At 39.9% G+C, this 17,660-nt stretch carries 18 protein-coding genes; 15 read left to right on the top strand and 3 right to left on the bottom strand.

The annotated features are described in order from the left end of the window. Positions 1 to 61: 61 nt before the first annotated feature. A complete protein-coding gene (locus ACT53H_RS14855) occupies positions 62 to 517 on the top strand; it encodes a DUF2846 domain-containing protein (RefSeq protein WP_151302725.1) in 456 nt (151 codons plus the stop codon). A gap of 59 nt (positions 518 to 576) precedes the next feature. Here the strand turns inward: ACT53H_RS14855 and ACT53H_RS14850 are convergent, their stop codons facing one another. Together ACT53H_RS14850 and ACT53H_RS14845 are read right to left on the bottom strand one after the other, a co-directional pair. After that, on the bottom strand, positions 577 to 1,158 hold the full coding sequence (locus ACT53H_RS14850; protein WP_476009533.1) for a hypothetical protein: 582 nt from the start codon (positions 1,156 to 1,158) through the stop codon (positions 577 to 579). A 15-nt stretch (positions 1,159 to 1,173) separates the two neighbouring features. After that, positions 1,174 to 1,695, bottom strand: a complete 522-nt coding sequence (locus ACT53H_RS14845; RefSeq protein WP_476009532.1) for a hypothetical protein — start codon at positions 1,693 to 1,695, stop codon at positions 1,174 to 1,176. A 264-nt stretch (positions 1,696 to 1,959) separates the two neighbouring features. Between ACT53H_RS14845 and ACT53H_RS14840 the strand changes: the two genes are divergently transcribed. Further along, entirely contained in the window at positions 1,960 to 2,211 is a 252-nt protein-coding gene (locus tag ACT53H_RS14840) for a hypothetical protein (RefSeq protein WP_282462963.1), read from the top strand. Between the two features lie 1,183 nt (positions 2,212 to 3,394). Here ACT53H_RS14840 and paaZ read toward each other — a convergent pair. Continuing rightward, a complete protein-coding gene (gene paaZ / locus ACT53H_RS14835; RefSeq protein ID WP_476009531.1) occupies positions 3,395 to 5,497 on the bottom strand; it encodes a phenylacetic acid degradation bifunctional protein PaaZ in 2,103 nt (700 codons plus the stop codon). 265 nt (positions 5,498 to 5,762) lie between these two features. Between paaZ and paaA the strand changes: the two genes are divergently transcribed. The 13 genes from paaA (at position 5,763) to ACT53H_RS14770 (ending at position 17,129) form a co-directional block, all read left to right on the top strand. Then, positions 5,763 to 6,701, top strand: coding sequence for a 1,2-phenylacetyl-CoA epoxidase subunit PaaA (paaA, locus tag ACT53H_RS14830; RefSeq protein WP_004793398.1), 939 nt, complete (start codon positions 5,763 to 5,765; stop codon positions 6,699 to 6,701). Positions 6,702 to 6,733: 32 nt separating this feature from the next. Then, positions 6,734 to 7,024, top strand: a complete 291-nt coding sequence (gene paaB, locus ACT53H_RS14825) for a 1,2-phenylacetyl-CoA epoxidase subunit PaaB (RefSeq protein WP_000389648.1) — start codon at positions 6,734 to 6,736, stop codon at positions 7,022 to 7,024. 12 nt (positions 7,025 to 7,036) lie between these two features. Beyond that, entirely contained in the window at positions 7,037 to 7,792 is a 756-nt protein-coding gene (paaC, locus tag ACT53H_RS14820; protein ID WP_476009530.1) for a 1,2-phenylacetyl-CoA epoxidase subunit PaaC, read from the top strand. A gap of 16 nt (positions 7,793 to 7,808) precedes the next feature. Beyond that, positions 7,809 to 8,309 carry a 1,2-phenylacetyl-CoA epoxidase subunit PaaD gene (gene paaD / locus ACT53H_RS14815; protein WP_078224502.1) on the top strand — a complete coding sequence of 167 codons (501 nt, stop codon included), beginning with the start codon at positions 7,809 to 7,811 and terminating at the stop codon, positions 8,307 to 8,309. 23 nt (positions 8,310 to 8,332) lie between these two features. Beyond that, entirely contained in the window at positions 8,333 to 9,394 is a 1,062-nt protein-coding gene (gene paaE, locus ACT53H_RS14810) for a 1,2-phenylacetyl-CoA epoxidase subunit PaaE (protein WP_476009529.1), read from the top strand. 8 nt (positions 9,395 to 9,402) lie between these two features. Next, on the top strand, positions 9,403 to 10,176 hold the full coding sequence (locus ACT53H_RS14805) for an enoyl-CoA hydratase-related protein (protein WP_476009528.1): 774 nt from the start codon (positions 9,403 to 9,405) through the stop codon (positions 10,174 to 10,176). Next, entirely contained in the window at positions 10,176 to 10,967 is a 792-nt protein-coding gene (gene paaG / locus ACT53H_RS14800) for a 2-(1,2-epoxy-1,2-dihydrophenyl)acetyl-CoA isomerase PaaG (RefSeq protein WP_476009527.1), read from the top strand. The genes ACT53H_RS14805 and paaG overlap by 1 nt, the downstream gene beginning before the upstream one ends. A 2-nt stretch (positions 10,968 to 10,969) precedes the next feature. After that, on the top strand, positions 10,970 to 12,508 hold the full coding sequence (locus tag ACT53H_RS14795; protein WP_476009526.1) for a 3-hydroxyacyl-CoA dehydrogenase: 1,539 nt from the start codon (positions 10,970 to 10,972) through the stop codon (positions 12,506 to 12,508). 12 nt (positions 12,509 to 12,520) lie between these two features. Further along, positions 12,521 to 13,729: a 3-oxoadipyl-CoA thiolase gene (gene pcaF, locus ACT53H_RS14790; protein ID WP_087089153.1), complete on the top strand. Its 1,209-nt coding sequence runs from the start codon at positions 12,521 to 12,523 to the stop codon at positions 13,727 to 13,729. 40 nt (positions 13,730 to 13,769) lie between these two features. After that, the gene (gene paaK / locus ACT53H_RS14785) at positions 13,770 to 15,059 is read left to right on the top strand and encodes a phenylacetate--CoA ligase PaaK (RefSeq protein ID WP_004702409.1); all 1,290 of its coding nucleotides are present in this window, start codon (positions 13,770 to 13,772) and stop codon (positions 15,057 to 15,059) included. A 53-nt stretch (positions 15,060 to 15,112) separates the two neighbouring features. Next, entirely contained in the window at positions 15,113 to 16,078 is a 966-nt protein-coding gene (paaX, locus tag ACT53H_RS14780) for a phenylacetic acid degradation operon negative regulatory protein PaaX (RefSeq protein ID WP_000062822.1), read from the top strand. Further along, positions 16,065 to 16,670, top strand: a complete 606-nt coding sequence (locus ACT53H_RS14775) for a DapH/DapD/GlmU-related protein (RefSeq protein ID WP_440202206.1) — start codon at positions 16,065 to 16,067, stop codon at positions 16,668 to 16,670. The genes paaX and ACT53H_RS14775 overlap by 14 nt, the downstream gene beginning before the upstream one ends. 75 nt (positions 16,671 to 16,745) lie before the next feature. Continuing rightward, positions 16,746 to 17,129 (top strand): PaaI family thioesterase, encoded by a 384-nt coding sequence (locus tag ACT53H_RS14770; RefSeq protein ID WP_004793381.1) that lies wholly within the window; start codon positions 16,746 to 16,748, stop codon positions 17,127 to 17,129. Positions 17,130 to 17,660 lie beyond the last annotated feature (531 nt).

Below are 17,660 nucleotides of genomic sequence, written 5' to 3'. Positions count from 1 at the left end.
ATTTACTTGTAACACAATTATATAAACATGATTTCTATCATCAACTTAACATGAGACTAAAATGCGTAAATTTATAACTATTGCTGCAACAACTCTAATTTTTACAGGTTGTGCATCTGTACCAACTGTAAACTCGCCACTTACAGAAACTGTGAAACAGTTTAAACAACCAGAAAAAGATAAAGCGGGGCTTTATATATACAGAACTGGTGGGTTAGGTGGTGCGGTTAAGAAAGATGTCAAAATCAATGGCAACTGTATTGGTGAGACAGCACCAAATGTCTTCTTCTATGAAGAGGTTGCTGGCAATCAAGAGTATACGATTTCTACTGAGTCAGAGTTTTCACCGAATGAGCTTAAGTTCTTTGCAACAGGTGGGAAAAATTATTTTATTAAACAATATTTAAAACCGGGTCTCGTTGTTGCAGGGGCAAACCTGAAAATTGTAGAAGATGAAGAAGGACAGCAGGCAGTTCAAAAATTGAAACTAGCTGAAAAAGGAACATGTAGTCAATAATTCCTATATAAATTTTGTCTATAAAAGTAGGTCTTAAAGACCTACTTTTATTTGAGTTTTTAATTATGTCCCATTTTATTGATTACTCGAATTGGTATAGTCACATTCGATTGGACTTGTGGTCTAGCTTCTAAAAATTGCGTAATTGGACGCATTTTGTCGGGATTGGCATATTCACCAACTTCAATTGTAGGTATTAATTCTCCAATAGCTTTTTTGGCCTCAAGCTCGTAGATCCACATATAACAATTGTATTGTTTATTGACATTCATAGCGAAACCAACTTGATAATGCTTACCAGCTTCAAGTTTTACTCGTGCTAAGTTTGTATATTTAAAACCGCCTTGTTGACACCATAGCTGTAGATCATGCTCACCAGCTTCTACTGCTAGCTGAGAATTCATTTGTCCTCGGCCATTTTCGATTTTCTTAAAATCAACAGCAAATACATATGCAATTTTATCAGCTTTAATTGATTGGCTAATTTCAGTGCTACCGATAATTGTCGCTGTATTTGTTGAAGTAGCAGGAGAAGAGTAATAAGTGATTGGTTCTACAGGTCCAGTATTTCTAGTTGTTATACATCCAGATAATAGTGATCCCAACAGAACTAGGCTAATTAATAAAATAGTTTTTTTCACAATAATATCTCTTCTTTATTTTGAAATGATCACAGGGACAAAACTTACTGATGAAGGGACCGTAATACCTAATAATTCCTGCTTAGGTGTTACAACATCACCTGTATCAATATCTTCCACCCAAAATAGTAAAGGTTCTTTATTAAACTTTATATCAGCCTGATTATTCTTAACTTGATAATGTTGTCCGGCTTTTGCAGTAAATTTTAAACGACCACTTGTAAAATAGTTTGGTGTATCTGATACAAGTCGGATGTCGGTCGAACCTGGAGAAATCTCATAAACTTTATTCCAGTCAGATGAGCGATTTAAAGTAGCTTTATCATTGATATAAGTAAGATATATACGGGCTTTAATAAGCTGGAGAGCATTTAATTTTTGAAAACCTACTAAAGTAGCTAGTTGAGTTGATTGTAAATTTTTGGGAGGCTGATAAAGAAGTTCATCAGGTATTTTTGCGTAAAGTGTATTTATCCCAGAGAAATAGAGCACCAAAGAAGCGGTAAAGTGTATAAATGATTTAGAGGTATTAGCCATTTTTGATAATAGTAATAAATGAAGTGAAGGTATTATAAGCAAATTAATAGTTAATAGTCATGACTATGTGCAAGGACAATGAGTCAGAATCATCGATTAAATTCGGCATGGTTTGGAACAGGCGTTAAGAATGATGTCATGAATTTACGAAGCTATTTCATAATTTCAGACTTTTAGTCTAAATAAAGGAATCCATGTGTTGAAAAGTTATGAAAAGCCTTCGTAAAGAATCATTTAGTGTATTGTAAACAGAGAGCGCAAAGAATGGGTGGACAATATTCAAATGGTCTTATGATTGAACAGTTGCAAGATGGATTTTTATTGAGAATTAACAATAAAAACCTTTTCGATTTTTTGTGGGTGAAATTTGCCAAAGATTTCGGGCATGAGCGTTTTATGACAAACGTATCAGTTAATTCTTCTGATTACAGAATTCATATTCAAAAATTAGAAGCTCATGTATTAGCAGAAGATTTAAAATGTATCCCCGCTGATTCTCTAAATCAATATGTTTAGAGTCTAATTTAGATCACAACAAAAACCACATCTTCGGATGTGGTTTTTTTATGCCTTAAAAAATATAGGAGTACTTTTATGGGACAAATCATGATGAATCAACAGCAGCCTTTTATATGTCCACCCGTTAGACCCAAAACTTATACGCGTCATGACAGGCGTAATAACAAGGCCAAACGATTGGTTGAAACCAAACAGATGAGATGTGAACAATCACTACAAATACGAAAACAGTAAATTGGTGCAAAGTGTGAGGGCAGTAGTTGACTTGGTTATTATTGGGGATTACGTATCCTTACTGTTTATAGGTTTTTTAAATAGCTATTAAAATTAAGGCTGTGATTTGGTACTAATAAATTTGATGCTTCATTTAAATAGTATTTGTTTCAATTTGAGGCTATACGAAAAATCAATTTTTATTGAAGATATGGACCTATTTATAAATATTTTCTTTTTTTATAGAGACAGAGTCAAATTGGTTTGACATATGTTGTCCATTTTATTGACTCGAGAACTTTAAAAATAATAATAAAAGAATATCAGTACCATCAAGTTATAAAATTATATTTGGGCTTAAAAGATAAAATTAAGTATTCCTGAAGTAAGCCTTTAACTAAAATTTTTAAATATCACTCAAGTGGTTAAAAAATGATAAATTGGATTAAGTGTACCTAGTAGTGTACTTTTATATTTATTTTTAATAAAAATTATTGTAAAACAAATATAAAAGACTGATGCATCATTGGAGTGTGGGTGGAGAGATCGGCCATGATTTCAGCGCTATTCATGCGTAATAAACCCTTAAAAAATCAATAATATTTTACGTTTGGTCATCTAACCAATTCTAACAACTTCTGTGTAAATTGGACTTAATCTAAGAAAAAAGTATACCTTTTAGTGTATCTTTTTTATGTCAAAATTGAGTCAACAGTGTGTGAGCTTAACTTAATTTCTCACGGTTGCCATCTTAACAAATTGAGACTGATTGGCAAAAAGGATTCCTGTATTTCCTCGTACGACAGTTTTTAATAGTACAAATTTTGAAATTTTTTAGTATAAAAGAAACAACAGTAGCGCTAGCCATACTTATTTTTTTGATCATTATTTCTTGTGGGATAGTTCAACACCTATGTAAGATAAAAAACTGATGGATAAATTAAATATCCATCAGTTTGAGTTCTATTTATAAATCACGAGCAACTAAAGTCAAAATGTCGTAAGTTGCGACAAGTTCACCACGTTGGTTTTTGACTTTAATATCCCACACCACAACGCCATGTGCAGGTTGAGAAGGGTCTTTTTGTGGTTTAGGTGTTTTTTGTTTACAGGTGAGTTCAACCTGAATCGAGTCACCGATTTTAACCGGTTCAACAAAGCGTAAGTTGTCCATACCATAGTTGGCAATGACAGGACCTTGTGCTGCATCTACAAATAGACCTGCTGCGGCAGATACAATGAAATATCCGTGTGCCACACGCTCACCAAAGAAAGACTCGGCAGCTGCAATTTTGTCGGTATGTGCATAGAAATAGTCACCGCTTAAACCAGCAAAGTTGACAATATCTGCTTCGCTTACGGTGCGACGCGCTGTTAATAAACGTTCACCAATCACTAACTCATCAAAAGACTTTTTAAATGGATGAACACGGTCTTCGTTAACTTTCGAGCCAGCAGTCCACGAGTGGGTAATTTGCGTCAAGCTATTTGGAGAACCTTGAATTGCTGTACGCTGCATGTAGTGTTTAACGGCGCGAATACCACCTAACTCTTCACCGCCACCTGCACGGCCAGGTCCGCCGTGTACAAGATGAGGCAGTGGAGAACCATGTCCTGTACTTTCTTTTGCCGATTCTGCATCGAGTACATGGACACGGCCATGCCAAGGGGCAATTTTTTGAATAATCTGTTCAATATTCTCATCGTTATTTTTAACGACTGAAGCCACTAAGCTACCTTCACCACGTGACACGAGGTCGGCAAGCTCTTCAATGTTGTTGTATGGCATGAGGGTACATACAGGACCGAAAGCTTCTGTGGTATGAACATTCGTCGCTTGTAAAGGCTGTTCGCACACCAATAAAGTTGGAGCGAAAAACGCACCTTTTTCAGGATGATCTGCATTAAATGTAAAGCTATCGTTGCCACCAAAAACAATTTTTGCGTCTTTGCTGAGCTCGGCAACTTTTTCTGCAACATCATGTTTTTGTTTAATGCTCGCTAAAGCACCCATGGTGGTTTCTTCTTTTTGAGGGTCACCCACCACAACTTTAGCAAGTTTGGCAGTTAGCTTTTCTTGTACTGTCGCTAACAAATTTTCAGGAACAAATGCACGACGAATCGCAGTACATTTTTGGCCTGCTTTTGTAGTCATTTCACGGAAGACTTCACGCACAAATAAATCGACAGTTTCTTCATTTGCTTCAGGGCTTAAAATTGCGCTGTTTACCGAGTCGGCTTCCATGCTAAATGGAATCGAATATTTATTGAGGTGAGGGTGGTTACGTAGTTTTTGGCCTGTGTAAGCAGAACCTGTAAACGTAACGCAGTCTTGTGGGCCTAAGTGGTCGAACAAGTCATACGTTTGGCCACAAATGAGTTGTAGTGAACCTTTTGGTAATACATGCGCTTCTTCAATGGCTTTTACAACAGCTTGAGTTAACTGAGAGCTATCGGTTGCAGGTTTAACAATACATGGCACACCTGCAAGTAGCGTTGGTGCGATCTTTTCAAGCATTCCCCAAATTGGGAAGTTAAAAGCATTGATGTGAACGGCAACACCCGCTTTAGGACTTAAAATGTGTTTAGCACCGAAAGTGCCATTTTTAGATAGTTGAATCCAGCTATCTTCAGTAATAATTTTTTCATCATTGAGTTCACGACGAACCAAACTTGAATAAGCAAATAACGTCTGGATGCCACCTTCAATATCAATCCATGCATCTTTACGAGTTGCACCTGTTGCATAAGCAAGTTTGTAGAACTCTTCTTTACGCTCAAGTAAATGTTGGGCAATTTGTTTTAACGCATTTGCACGTTGGTGGAATGTCCAGTTAGCCAGTTCTGAACCATTTTGTTTGGCATATTGAACAACACGTTTCATATCTATGCCATGACTGCTTACGGCATAAATCGATTCACCTGTAATGGCATGATAAACAGGACGTAGTTCTTCACTCGTCGAATGCCATGTTCCATAGACATAAGAAGCAAGATGAGACAGTTGATGCTCCGCCTGCTGAAAATCTGTGTCGGTTGAGGTTCCTTCTAGGTGTGCTTGTTCAAGCATGACCAAACTCCTTTTTTATGTGATACATCAATTATAAAAATTGTGAAAATATGATTCATAATTTCAGATTAATTTGTCTAAAAGTCAACTTTATTTTGATTTATAAACGTAAAAAGATTTTTTGTTTTTAATTAATATTTATTAATTTCAAATATTTAATTCTTGTTTATTGGTTGGATTTAATTTGATACTAAAAAAGTGATTGACTTTGTTTTTGGTGTATCGAAAAATAGATTCAAGGGTGATACCTACAGGGAATGAAAGAATGGAAAACAATTACCAGAAATTTGAACAAAATATTGCCAATGAAATTACGATCGAGGCTAAGGATCAAATGCCCGATGCCTATCGCAAAACATTGATTCGTCAAATCGGGCAACATGGCCATTCTGAAATTGTAGGTATGTTGCCTGAAGGGAACTGGATTACGCGTGCGCCAACTTTAAAACGTAAAGCGGTTTTGCTGGCGAAGGTACAAGATGAAGCGGGTCATGGTTTGTATTTGTACAGTGCGGCTGAAACCTTAGGTGCTGACCGTGATGACATGATGGAAAAATTAATTGATGGGAAAATGAAATACTCATCAATCTTTAACTATCCAACTTTGACTTGGGCAGATGTCGCTGCGATTGGTTGGCTTGTCGATGGGGCCGCCATTGTGAACCAAGTTGCGCTTTGCCGTACCTCTTATGGACCATATGCACGTGCAATGGTACGTATTTGTAAAGAAGAAAGTTTCCACCAACGCCAAGGTTTTGAAGCCATGATGGCTTTAGCAGGCGGTACACCAGAACAAAAACAGATGGCACAAGATGCGGTAAATCGCTATTGGTGGCCAGCGCTCATGATGTTTGGTCCAAGTGATGAGCATTCTCCGAACAGCGCGCAAAGCATGGCATGGAAAATCAAACGCTTTAGTAACGATGAATTACGTCAAAAGTTTGTTGATAACACTGTGCCGCAAATTTTACAGCTAGGTTTGGAAGTTCCAGACCCAGATTTAAAACTGAATGAAGAAACAGGCCACTACGAGTTTGGCGAAATCGACTGGCACGAATTTAATGAAGTGATTGCCGGACGTGGACCATGTAATCACGAGCGTATCGAAGCACGCCGTAAGGCATGGGAAAACGGCAAATGGGTTCGTGATGCAGCAGTGGTCTATGCGAAAAAACAGCAGCTTGAAGCGAACAAAGTGGCTTAACAAGATTTATGGAAAAATTTGAGGAAATCAAAATGGAAGATAAAAACAACTGGTCGCTCTACGAAGTATTTGTACGTAGTAAACAAGGTTTAAGCCACCGTCATGTAGGCAGCTTAAGAGCACCTGATGATGAAATCGCACTACAACATGCTCGTGATGTTTATACGCGTCGTAATGAAGGAATTAGCATTTGGGTGGTTCGTTCTGAACTGATTAAATCATCACAGCCAGATGAAAAAGCTGAATTTTTCGATCCTTCTCTAGACAAGGTTTATCGTCATCCGACTTTTTACCATATCCCAGACGGTATTGAGCACATGTAAGGGAGAATGGAAATGAATAATACAGTTTTATCTAAATTCTTATTACATATTGGCGACAGTCAACTGGTTTTATCTCAGCGTTTGGCTGAATGGTGCGGGCATGCACCTGAGCTTGAAGTTGATATTGCTTTAGCAAATATCGGTTTGGACTTGTTGGGTCAGGCAAGAAACTTTCTGACTTTGGCAGGCCAATATGACGAAGCTAAGCGTGATGAAGACCAGCTTGCATATTTCCGTACTGAACGTGAGTTTTTAAACCTATTGTTGTGTGAACAACCGAATGGTGATTTTGCTCAAACGATTGTACGCCAGTGGTTGATGGACCATTACCATCTTCATTTATTTACTGCTTTAACCCAGAGTTCGCTTCCAGAAGTCAGTGCGCTTGCTGTGAAATCTTTAAAAGAAGTGAAGTATCACATCCGTTTTTCGACTAGCTGGATGGAACGTTTAAGTTTAAGCACAGATGAAGCGCATCAACGTGTACAAGACGGATTAAATAATTTATGGCGCTTTACTGCTGAGTTATTTGAACTTAATGCAGACGAACAAGCATTAGTTGCAGAAGGCGTAATTCCAGATTTTTCAAATGAAAAAGAACAATGGAACCAAACCATTGCAGATGAGCTTAAGCGTTTTGAATTAAATGTTGCTGTGAACGGTGCTTATCGCCGTGGTGCAAAACAAGGATTGCATACTGAGCATTTAGGTTATTTGTTGGCTGAAATGCAAAGTATTCAAAGAACTTATCCGGGCATGACCTGGTAAGACAAGGAGGTGAGCCATGCAAATGATTCGTCATTGCATCGACCAATGTTGGGATGTTCTACAAACGGTAAGTGACCCTGAAATTCCGGTTTTATCGGTTGTGGATTTAGGCATGATTCGCGGTGTAGAAATTAACGATCAACAAGAAATTATTGTTCGTCTAACTCCGACATATAGCGGTTGTCCAGCAACAGATATGTTGAAAGCACAAATTGCTGAGGCCTTTACCGCAGAAGCTTTGACACCAGTCAAAGTGATGGTCGATTTGTCAGAAGCATGGACCACGGACTGGATGTCTGAAGCGGGTAAAAAGAAACTTCAAGTTTATGGCATTGCACCACCTGAAGGGTTGGCGCATCAATGTGGTACTCACGTTCACTTAAAAGATGGTGTTGAGTGCCCACGTTGTAAAAGCCGACATACCCGATTGTTAACAGAGTTTAGTTCTACTGCCTGTAAAGCACTTTATAAATGTCAGGACTGTCTTGAGCCTTTTGATTACTTCAAATGTATTTAAGTCTTTAGATAAGGAAATCAGCCATGAGCCAATTTGTACCATTAAAAGTAAAAAGTATTACACCGCAAACCGATCAGGCAATTTGTATTGCATTTGACGTTGTACCTGAACAACAAGAACAATTTCAATTTCAACCGGGTCAACACTTAACCATTCGCCATTTAACTGAAGCTGGTGAAATCCGCCGTTGTTATTCAATTTGTAGCTATGCGGCAAAAGAAGACATCAGTATTGCGGTTAAAAAAATTGATCAAGGTCAATTTTCAAACTGGGCAAATGACCATTTAAAAGTGGGTGATGTGCTTGAAGTGATGCCACCACAAGGTGTGTTTTTTCAAAAAGCAGCCAAGATCGGCGGACAAAACTATTTAGGCGTTGCTGCGGGCAGTGGTATTACCCCAATTTTATCGATTGTTAAGCAAGTTTTATTTGAACAACCTGAAGCAAAATTTACCTTGCTCTATGGCAATCGTTCATGGAAACAAACCATGTTTGCCGAGCAAATTATGGATTTGAAAGATCAGTTTAAAGAACGTTTTCAGCTCATCAATATTTTTTCTCGTGAGTTCAATGACAGTGAACTAATGAATGGTCGTATTGATGAAGAAAAGCTAAAACAACTTTTTGATTTTGATGTACTTGAAATGAGTTTTGACCATGTGTTTGCCTGTGGTCCAGACGAAATGATGAATGCCGTAGAAAGCACGTTGCCAAACTATGGTATTGCAAAAGAAAAAATCCACACCGAACGTTTCCACACAGGACAAGCGCGTAAACGTAGCGCTGAAGCGGATGCGAACCGCAAAGAAGAAAAGGTCAACATTATTTTAGATGGTCGTGAGCTGATTGTTTCTGTGGCTCAGGACGATGAAAGTATTCTTGATGCGGCTTTACGTGCAGGTGCTGACTTACCGTATGCCTGTAAAGGTGGGGTGTGTGCGACCTGTCGCTGTAAGGTACTTTCTGGCGAAGTCGACATGTTCCTTAACTACAGTCTTGAAGAAGATGAAGTTGAAAAGGGCTATGTGCTGAGCTGTCAGACCTTACCAAAAGGCTCAAATGTTCGCTTGAGTTTTGATGAATAGAGGCCGTCATGCAAGAGTTAATCAAAGCCAGCACAGCAACTGACGGTGTTTTGTTATTAACCCTAAACCGTCCAGAAAAAAGAAATGCCTTAAACAATGCGACATTGCAGTGTTTATGCGAGTTGCTCGAAGAAGCTGAACATAATGCTCAAGTCAAAGCGGTGGTTTTAACAGGTAACGCTCAGTGCTTTGCAGCTGGAGCAGATCTTAGTGAATTGGCTGCAATGGACGCCGTGTCTTTGCAACTCGATATTCGCCCGAAGCTTTGGCAAAAAATTGATGCATTTAGTAAGCCACTGATTAGTGCAGTCAATGGCTATGCCTTAGGCGCTGGTTTTGAGCTGGTTTTGCATTCAGATATGGTGATTTGCGGTGAAAATGCCCGTTTTGCTTTACCTGAAATTATCTTGGGTATGTTGCCGGGTGCAGGCGGAACACAGCGTTTAGCACGCTTGGTTGGGCAACAACTTACCATGCGCTGGGCCATGACAGGTGAGATGATTTCGGCAAAACAGGCAGAGCAACATGGCATTTGCAGTCAAGTGGTTCCGACCGAATTAACCGTTGAATATGCGGTTCAACTTGCAGCAAAAATTGCGAAACAAGCACCTTTAGCGATTCGCGTGATTAAACAATCAATTAAAAGTATTCATGAAACGACTTTAAGTCAGGGCCTTAAGTTTGAACGTCAAAACTTTGTCTGGCTGGCAGCTACAAAAGATCGAAACGAAGGGATTAATGCTTTCTTTGAGAAAAGAAAGCCAGAGTTTAGAGGTGAGTGATGGACTATCAAAATATTATTGCTGAAGAAAAAAATGGTGTTGGCTACCTGACATTTAACCGCCCAAAAGCACTGAATAGCTTTAACGTTGATATGCACCGTGAAGTGGCTGAGGTTTTAAACCAGTGGACCAAAAATCCGGATGTTCGCTGTGTGGTGATTAGTGGCGAAGGTCGTGGCTTTTGTGCAGGGCAAGATTTAGGTGATCGTGTAGTTGACCCAAACGCTGAAGCTCCAGATTTAGGATATTCCATTGAAACTTACTATAACCCGCTCATTAAAACGATTGTAAATATGCCAAAGCCTGTCATTTGCGCCGTAAATGGTGTGGCAGCAGGTGCAGGGGCAAATATTGCACTGGCATGTGATTTGGTGATTGCAGCCAAATCGGCAAACTTCGTACAAGTCTTTTGCCGCTTAGGACTGGTTCCGGACTCGGCTGGTACATGGTTTTTACCACGTGCTGTAGGCCATGCACGTGCGATGGGTTTGACCTTGTTAGGTGACAAGCTCCCAGCAGAAACCGCAAAAGAATGGGGCATGATTTGGGATGTAGTTGAAGATGCTGAGCTTAAAACAAAAGTCACTGAACTCGCTGAACGTTTAGCGAAACAACCTACTTTTGGTCTATCTCTCATTAAAAAAGCCATTCATCAATCAAGTAATAACACCTTTGATGAGCAAATGCTGTTAGAGCGAGACTTTCAACGCATTGCGGGACGTTCAGAAGATTATCGTGAAGGGGTACAAGCCTTTATGAATAAACGTGAACCAAATTTTAAAGGGCGCTAAGCATGACAGATTTAGACTTATCTCGTGCCCGAATTGCCGTCATTGGTTCTGGCACCATGGGCATCGGCATTGCCCAGTTAGCCATCGTTAATGGGCACTCGACCATTTTATATGATCTGGACGCTCAAAAAGCGCAACAAGCAGTTGAGGGCTTGGGGCAGACTTTTAAAAAGCTGGTTGAAAAGAACAAGCTCACAGAGCAGCAAGCTGATGAAGCCTTAGCGCGTTTGACTGTGGTGAGTCAAGTTGAAGCACTGCGTGATGCTGACTTGGTGATTGAAGCGGTTGTTGAGAAAAAAGAAGTTAAACAATCTTTATTTAAGCAACTCGCTGAAATTTGTAGTTCGCAAACCATTTTTGCAAGTAACACATCTTCAATTTCAGTGACTGCAATTTCGGCTGGCATTCCTCACCCAGAGCGCGTAGTGGGTTTACACTTTTTTAACCCTGCGCCAGTCATGAAACTGGTTGAAATTGTGCAAGGCTTAAAAACTCCAAACAGCTTATGTTTGGCTTTAAAAAACTTGATGCTCGGCTGGAAAAAAATTCCAGTACTCACCAAGTCGACTCCTGGATTTATTGTTAACCGAATTGCACGTCCGTTTTATGCAGAAGGCTTTAGAGCACTGCAAGAACAAGTCACCAGCTATGACCAGCTAGACTATGCATTAAAGCAATGTGGCGGTTTTGCGATGGGGCCGTGTGAACTTACCGACCTCATTGGGCAAGATGTTAACTTTTCGGTGACGCAAAGCGTTTATCAAGAGTTTTTTTACGAACCACGCTACCGCCCAAGCCTGATTCAAAAAGAATTGGTCGATGCAGGCGCTTGGGGTCGTAAGTCAAAACAAGGCTTTTATAGCTATAACGAAAAAAATCAGTACGAGACTTTTCAACCTCAAACTGTGACTGTCAAACCAGTTGATGCCCATATTCAGCTCAAAGGGACTTGGTCTCAGCTACCTGCTTTTTTAACACGTTTGGGTTTAAAAAGCGGATCTGCGAGTGAAGACAATATCCTTCAAATTGATGATATCGATTTACGTTTAAGCCAAGGTGAGTCAGCCAATATTCATTACTTAAGCCGTAAAGTGGTTTTAATGGATTGGCACCATGATTTTGAGCACGCAGAGACTTTAGTACTGAGTCATAACGAGCTTTGTGAAGCAAGTGATCTGGCTAAAGTTGAGGCTTACTTTGCACAGTTTGGTATGAGCGTGATGTGGATTAAAGACCATCCGGCACTGTTAACCTTACGCACCATCGCTTTACTCATTAATGAAGCCTGCGAAGCAAGTTTACATGGTGTTGCGAGTCTGGAAGATATTGATAATGCCATGAAATATGGAGTGAATTATCCTAAAGGCCCTTACCAGTGGTTGACACAAATGGGTGGCGCTTATGTGCTCCAAACTTTAAATAACTTATATGCACTGTATGGAGAGGAAAAATATCGCGCGAGTATCTACCTCAAGCAATATGTAGCGAAAACTCAAAACATTGCTACTCAATATTCACGTGATATGACCGAATTTGCATAATCAGGAGTCAACATGGAAGACGTTTTAATTTGCGATTTTATTCGTACCCCAATTGGACGATATGCAGGTGCCCTAAGTGCTGTACGTGCAGATGATTTAGCTGCATTGCCCATCAAATATTTAAAAGATAAACACCCAAACTTACCGTGGAATACGGTAGACGAAGTATTTTTAGGATGTGCCAACCAAGCAGGTGAAGACAACCGTAACGTTGCACGTATGGCAACACTCTTGGCAGGCTTACCTGATACTGTACCAGCCATGACGGTTAATCGCTTATGTGCTTCGGGTCTAGATGCAGTAGGTCTTGCGGCACGCTCAATTAAAGCAGGTGAAGCGCAGTTCGTGTTGGCAGGTGGTGTTGAGTCAATGAGCCGCGCGCCATTTGTACAAGCTAAACCGACCGAAGCATTTAGCCGTACCCCTGAAATTTATGACACCACCATTGGCTGGCGCTTTGTAAATAAGCAACTTAAAGCGCAATACGGCACAGACAGCATGCCGGAAACCGCCGAGAATGTAGCTGAAAAATATCAAATTAGTCGTGAAGACCAAGATGCTTTTGCATTGCGTAGTCAACAAAAAACGGCTGCTGCACAACAAAACGGTTTTTTTACTGATGAGATTTTGCCTGTCGAGATTGTTGACCGTAAGAAAAACGTGAATGTTGTGAATCGAGACGAACATCCGCGTGAAACGACACTTGAAGCACTTGCAAAGTTAAAAGCGCCTTTTAGAAAAGAAGGCGGCTCGGTGACTGCCGGAAATGCCTCTGGTGTAAATGACGGTGCCGCGTGTGTGTTAATTACTAACCGTGAATTTGCAGATACACATGGTTTAAAACCTTTAGCTCGTGTGATTGGCATTGCAAGTGCAGGGGTTGAACCCAAATATATGGGTATAGGTCCTGTTCCTGCTGTGCAGAAAATTTTAAAGCAAACAGGTTTAACGCTAGATCAGATGGATGTGATTGAGCTAAATGAAGCATTCGCAGCCCAATCTTTAGCTTGTATGCGTGAACTTGGTCTAAAAGATGACGATGAACGCGTTAACCCAAATGGTGGTGCAATTGCATTAGGGCACCCATTAGGTATGAGTGGTACTCGCTTAGTGATTACCGCAACACGTGAGCTAAAAAAACGAGGTGGACGCTATGCACTTTGCACGATGTGTGTGGGTGTGGGACAAGGCGTCGCACTGATTTTGGAAAACTTAAATTAATTTAGACGGTTTTAAAAATTACATAATGAGGAGATAGGCGATGGACAGCCTTACAACGGATAATGTTGAACAATTAACACTTGCAGAGCTTAGAGAGCTGCAAACTAAACGGTTAAAACAAACCCTGACTTTTGTATATGAAAATAGTCCGGTCTATAAGAAAAAGTTCGATGAAGCAGGTGTACATCCTGATGACTTCGTAACTTTAGACGATCTGGCGAAGTTTCCATTTACCACCAAACAGGATTTAAGAGACAACTATCCGTTTGGAATGTTTGCTGTACCACAAGAGCAGATTGTGCGTTTACATGCATCATCAGGCACAACGGGTAAACCGACTGTGGTGGGTTATACCCAAAAAGATATTAATACTTGGTCGGACATTGTTGCGCGTTGCTTACGCATGGCAGGTTTAACCGCGAAAGATATGGTTCAGGTGGCTTATGGCTATGGACTATTTACAGGTGGACTAGGCGCACATTATGGTGCTGAGCGCTTAGGTGCGACGGTTATTCCAATGTCTGGCGGTCAAACTGAAAAGCAAGTTCAGCTCATTCAAGATTTTAAACCGACTGCAATTATGGTTACGCCATCGTATTGCGTGAGTATTATTGAAAAGCTAGAACAGCAATTTGGTACTGCACGTAATACGTCTTTAAAAGTCGGTATTTTTGGTGCTGAACCATGGACCAATGAACTGCGCCGTGAAATTGAAGAACGCCTCAATATTAAAGCACTCGATATTTATGGTTTGTCTGAAGTGATGGGGCCGGGCGTTGCCATGCAGTGCTTAGGCGAGGGTGAAGGGCTAACCATTTGGGAAGATCATTTCTACCCAGAAATTATTAACCCTGAAACGGGTGAAGTCTGTAAAGATGGCGAACTTGGCGAGTTAGTCTTTACGACCATTACCAAAGAAGGCTTGCCAATTATTCGTTACCGTACCCGTGATTTGACCCGTTTACTCGCTGGAGAAAATCTGGCAATGCGTAAGATGGATAAAATTGTGGGCCGTAGTGACGACATGCTCATTATTCGCGGTGTGAATGTTTTCCCGACTCAGATTGAAGAGCAAATTTTGCAAGTTCCGCATTTAGTTCCAAATTATGAAATTTTGGTGACTAAAAAAGGCCATATGGATACTTTGCATATTCGTACAGAGATGTGTCATAACTGTAATATACAGGCCAATCAACTTGCTCAGGAGTTGATGAAACGTATTAAAACCATGATTGGGATTAGCGTTACTGTAGAAGTTGTGACAGAAGCGACCTTACCTCGTTCGGAAGGCAAGGCAAAGCGGGTAATCGATATGCGTCAGATTGCTTAACATCAAGATCATTCAGGGTATAGAATCTATACCCTGAAACTAAACGCCAAGACATGAGTATGAGTGCAAAAATACAGCAAATAATTGATTCTGTTGTAAAGAATGAAACCTTAAGTGGAACTTCGCTTATTTCGACAATTTTTGGAGATTCAGTACTTCATCGGGGTGGAAACATTAGTCTTGCGAGCCTGATTCAGTTATTAGAGCTGTTTGGGTTTAATGACCGCGCTGTAAGAACCTCTGTTTTTCGTTTAGTTAAAAATGATTGGCTATGTTCGGACAAAATCGGCAGAACCAGTTTTTATCGCATTACCGATTCGAGCCGTTCGACTTATTTGCAAGCAGAGCAACGCATTTATAACGACCAGATGAAAGAGTGGGATCATTATTGGGATCTTATTCTGATGTCTAGCCTCGACACTGAAAATAAAGCGTTGTTAAAGAAAGAACTCGAATGGTTAGGATTTGCCAATATTTCGACAAACTTAATGGCTTATCCGGGTTGTAACCGTATTGAACTGCAACGCTTGTTGGTTGACTTAAATATGAGTGAGCAAGTGGTGGTGTTTAAAGCCGAAACCTTGCAGCTCTTTAATAATTCGGTCGATACCATTGGACGTATGCTCAGAACCAACTGGCCAATCGATGAATTGCGCCAAAGATATCTACAGTTTCTCGATATTTTTAGAGAAATTGGCGTGTTGCTGATGCAGGAAAACGAACAACTCGAACCTGTTCAGGCCTTTCAAATTCGAACTTTGCTGATTCATTATTATCGACGGATTTTGTTGAAAGACCCTGCATTACCGCTTGAATTGTTGCCAACTGACTGGCCTGCGATTAGTGCACGAACGTTATCAATGAATATTTATAAAAAAGTATTTGAACCTGCCGATGAATACTTCTTGTCTGTTGCCGCAACAGCAGAAGGACCAATGCCAAATGCCACAGCACACTATTGGCGCCGTTTCGGAGGTTTGGTTGCGACAAATGAGAGGTTAAATCATGCCTTGTTATAGTATTGACGGTGTTATTCCCGTCGTCAGCCCAGAGGCTTTTGTACATCCAACCGCTGTTTTAATTGGTGATGTGATTATTGAAGCGGGTGTATATGTAGGGCCATTTGCTTCATTGCGTGCCGATTTTGGTCGTATTCATATTAAGCAAAATGCCAATATACAAGATAACTGCACCGTACATGGTTTTCCACAAAGTGTGACGTTAGTTGAGGAAATGGGGCACATTGGGCATGGGGCAATTTTGCATGGCTGTCGTATTGGAAAAAATGTTTTGGTCGGCATGAACAGCGTAATTTTGGACTATGCCGAAATTGGTGAAAACACCATTATTGGTGCAAATAGTTTAGTTAAAACCAAAGATATTATTCCGGCAAATGTATTGGCAATGGGCAGTCCTGCCAAGGTTACACGTGATTTGTCAGAACAAGAAAAAAAGTGGAAAACTAGAGGCACGCAAGAATACATTGAGCTTGCACAGCGCTGCTTAAACTCAATGCAAGAAGTTCAGCCATTAAGCTCAGAGTCGGATGACCGCCTGACCTATAAGGACTTTAGTTCTTCAAACTATCAGATTAAACAAGATAGCGTTTAACGACTTTTAATTAGTCGATTTCAATACACATAGGTTTAATACTTAAGGAATACTCGCACGAGTAGGGAGACGTCTGTGCAAAAAATGGAAAATACTGCGGTTGATCAATTCGCAGAGCTATTAGGTGTTGAAGTGCTGCATCGCAGTTTTGATGAGGCGCGTTGCAAGCTTAATGTAAAAGACGAACACACGAATGCCTTGGGCGGGGTGCATGGTGGTGTCATATTTTCTTTAGCCGATATTGCTTTTGCGATGGCTTGTAATGCAGGGGATGCGCCATATACTGGCCTACAGGCAGATATTCGCTATATGAGCGGTGTTAAAGATAGAATGTTATTTGCAACGGCAACCAAGGTCGGAAGTAGTAAAAAATTTGCGCATTATGAAGTAGTGATAACAGATGGCTTGAATAATAGAGTCGCTTTATTTACATCTACGTGTTACAGACTTGCGCCGTGATAGGCAGCTACGAGGCACTGGATATAAAAAATGTTAAAGGAATGACGGCACATAAAACTTGGGGATGAAAAAATCTATAAAATAAAAAAGCTAATAAGCGGTTTTTTATCTAAATTTAGTATCAGCGTAAAATACATAAACAATAAGAATAATCAGGTAGATAAGATGCAAGTCCCCAAAAGGAACTGTCAAATGTTCTATTCTTTTTATCATACTTTCTAAAGGCAAGTATTTGATTAAAAAACTAATTAAGTATAACTAGAATTTTTATGGTGTACTTAATAATTAAACTACCATTTATTTAATAAAATACTTCTTTTCATGTGATAGTTAATCTAAATGTGGGTGTTAAAATTATAAAAGAAGAATCTTATAAAGTTTCTAAGATATTAAGGAAACGCAAACCTACTCAAGTCTTGATTATAAATAAAAACTATTGCGTAAAACAAAATAAGTATTGGCATTTAATTAGGGTTTTTCCCATTCTTAATCTGTTTTATGTACACGTTCCAGTAGGTAGCTGTCTCGGAA

It is taken from the genome of Acinetobacter sp. DMC2 (genome assembly GCF_056314305.1).
This window is presented reverse-complemented; position numbering and strand designations above follow the sequence as displayed.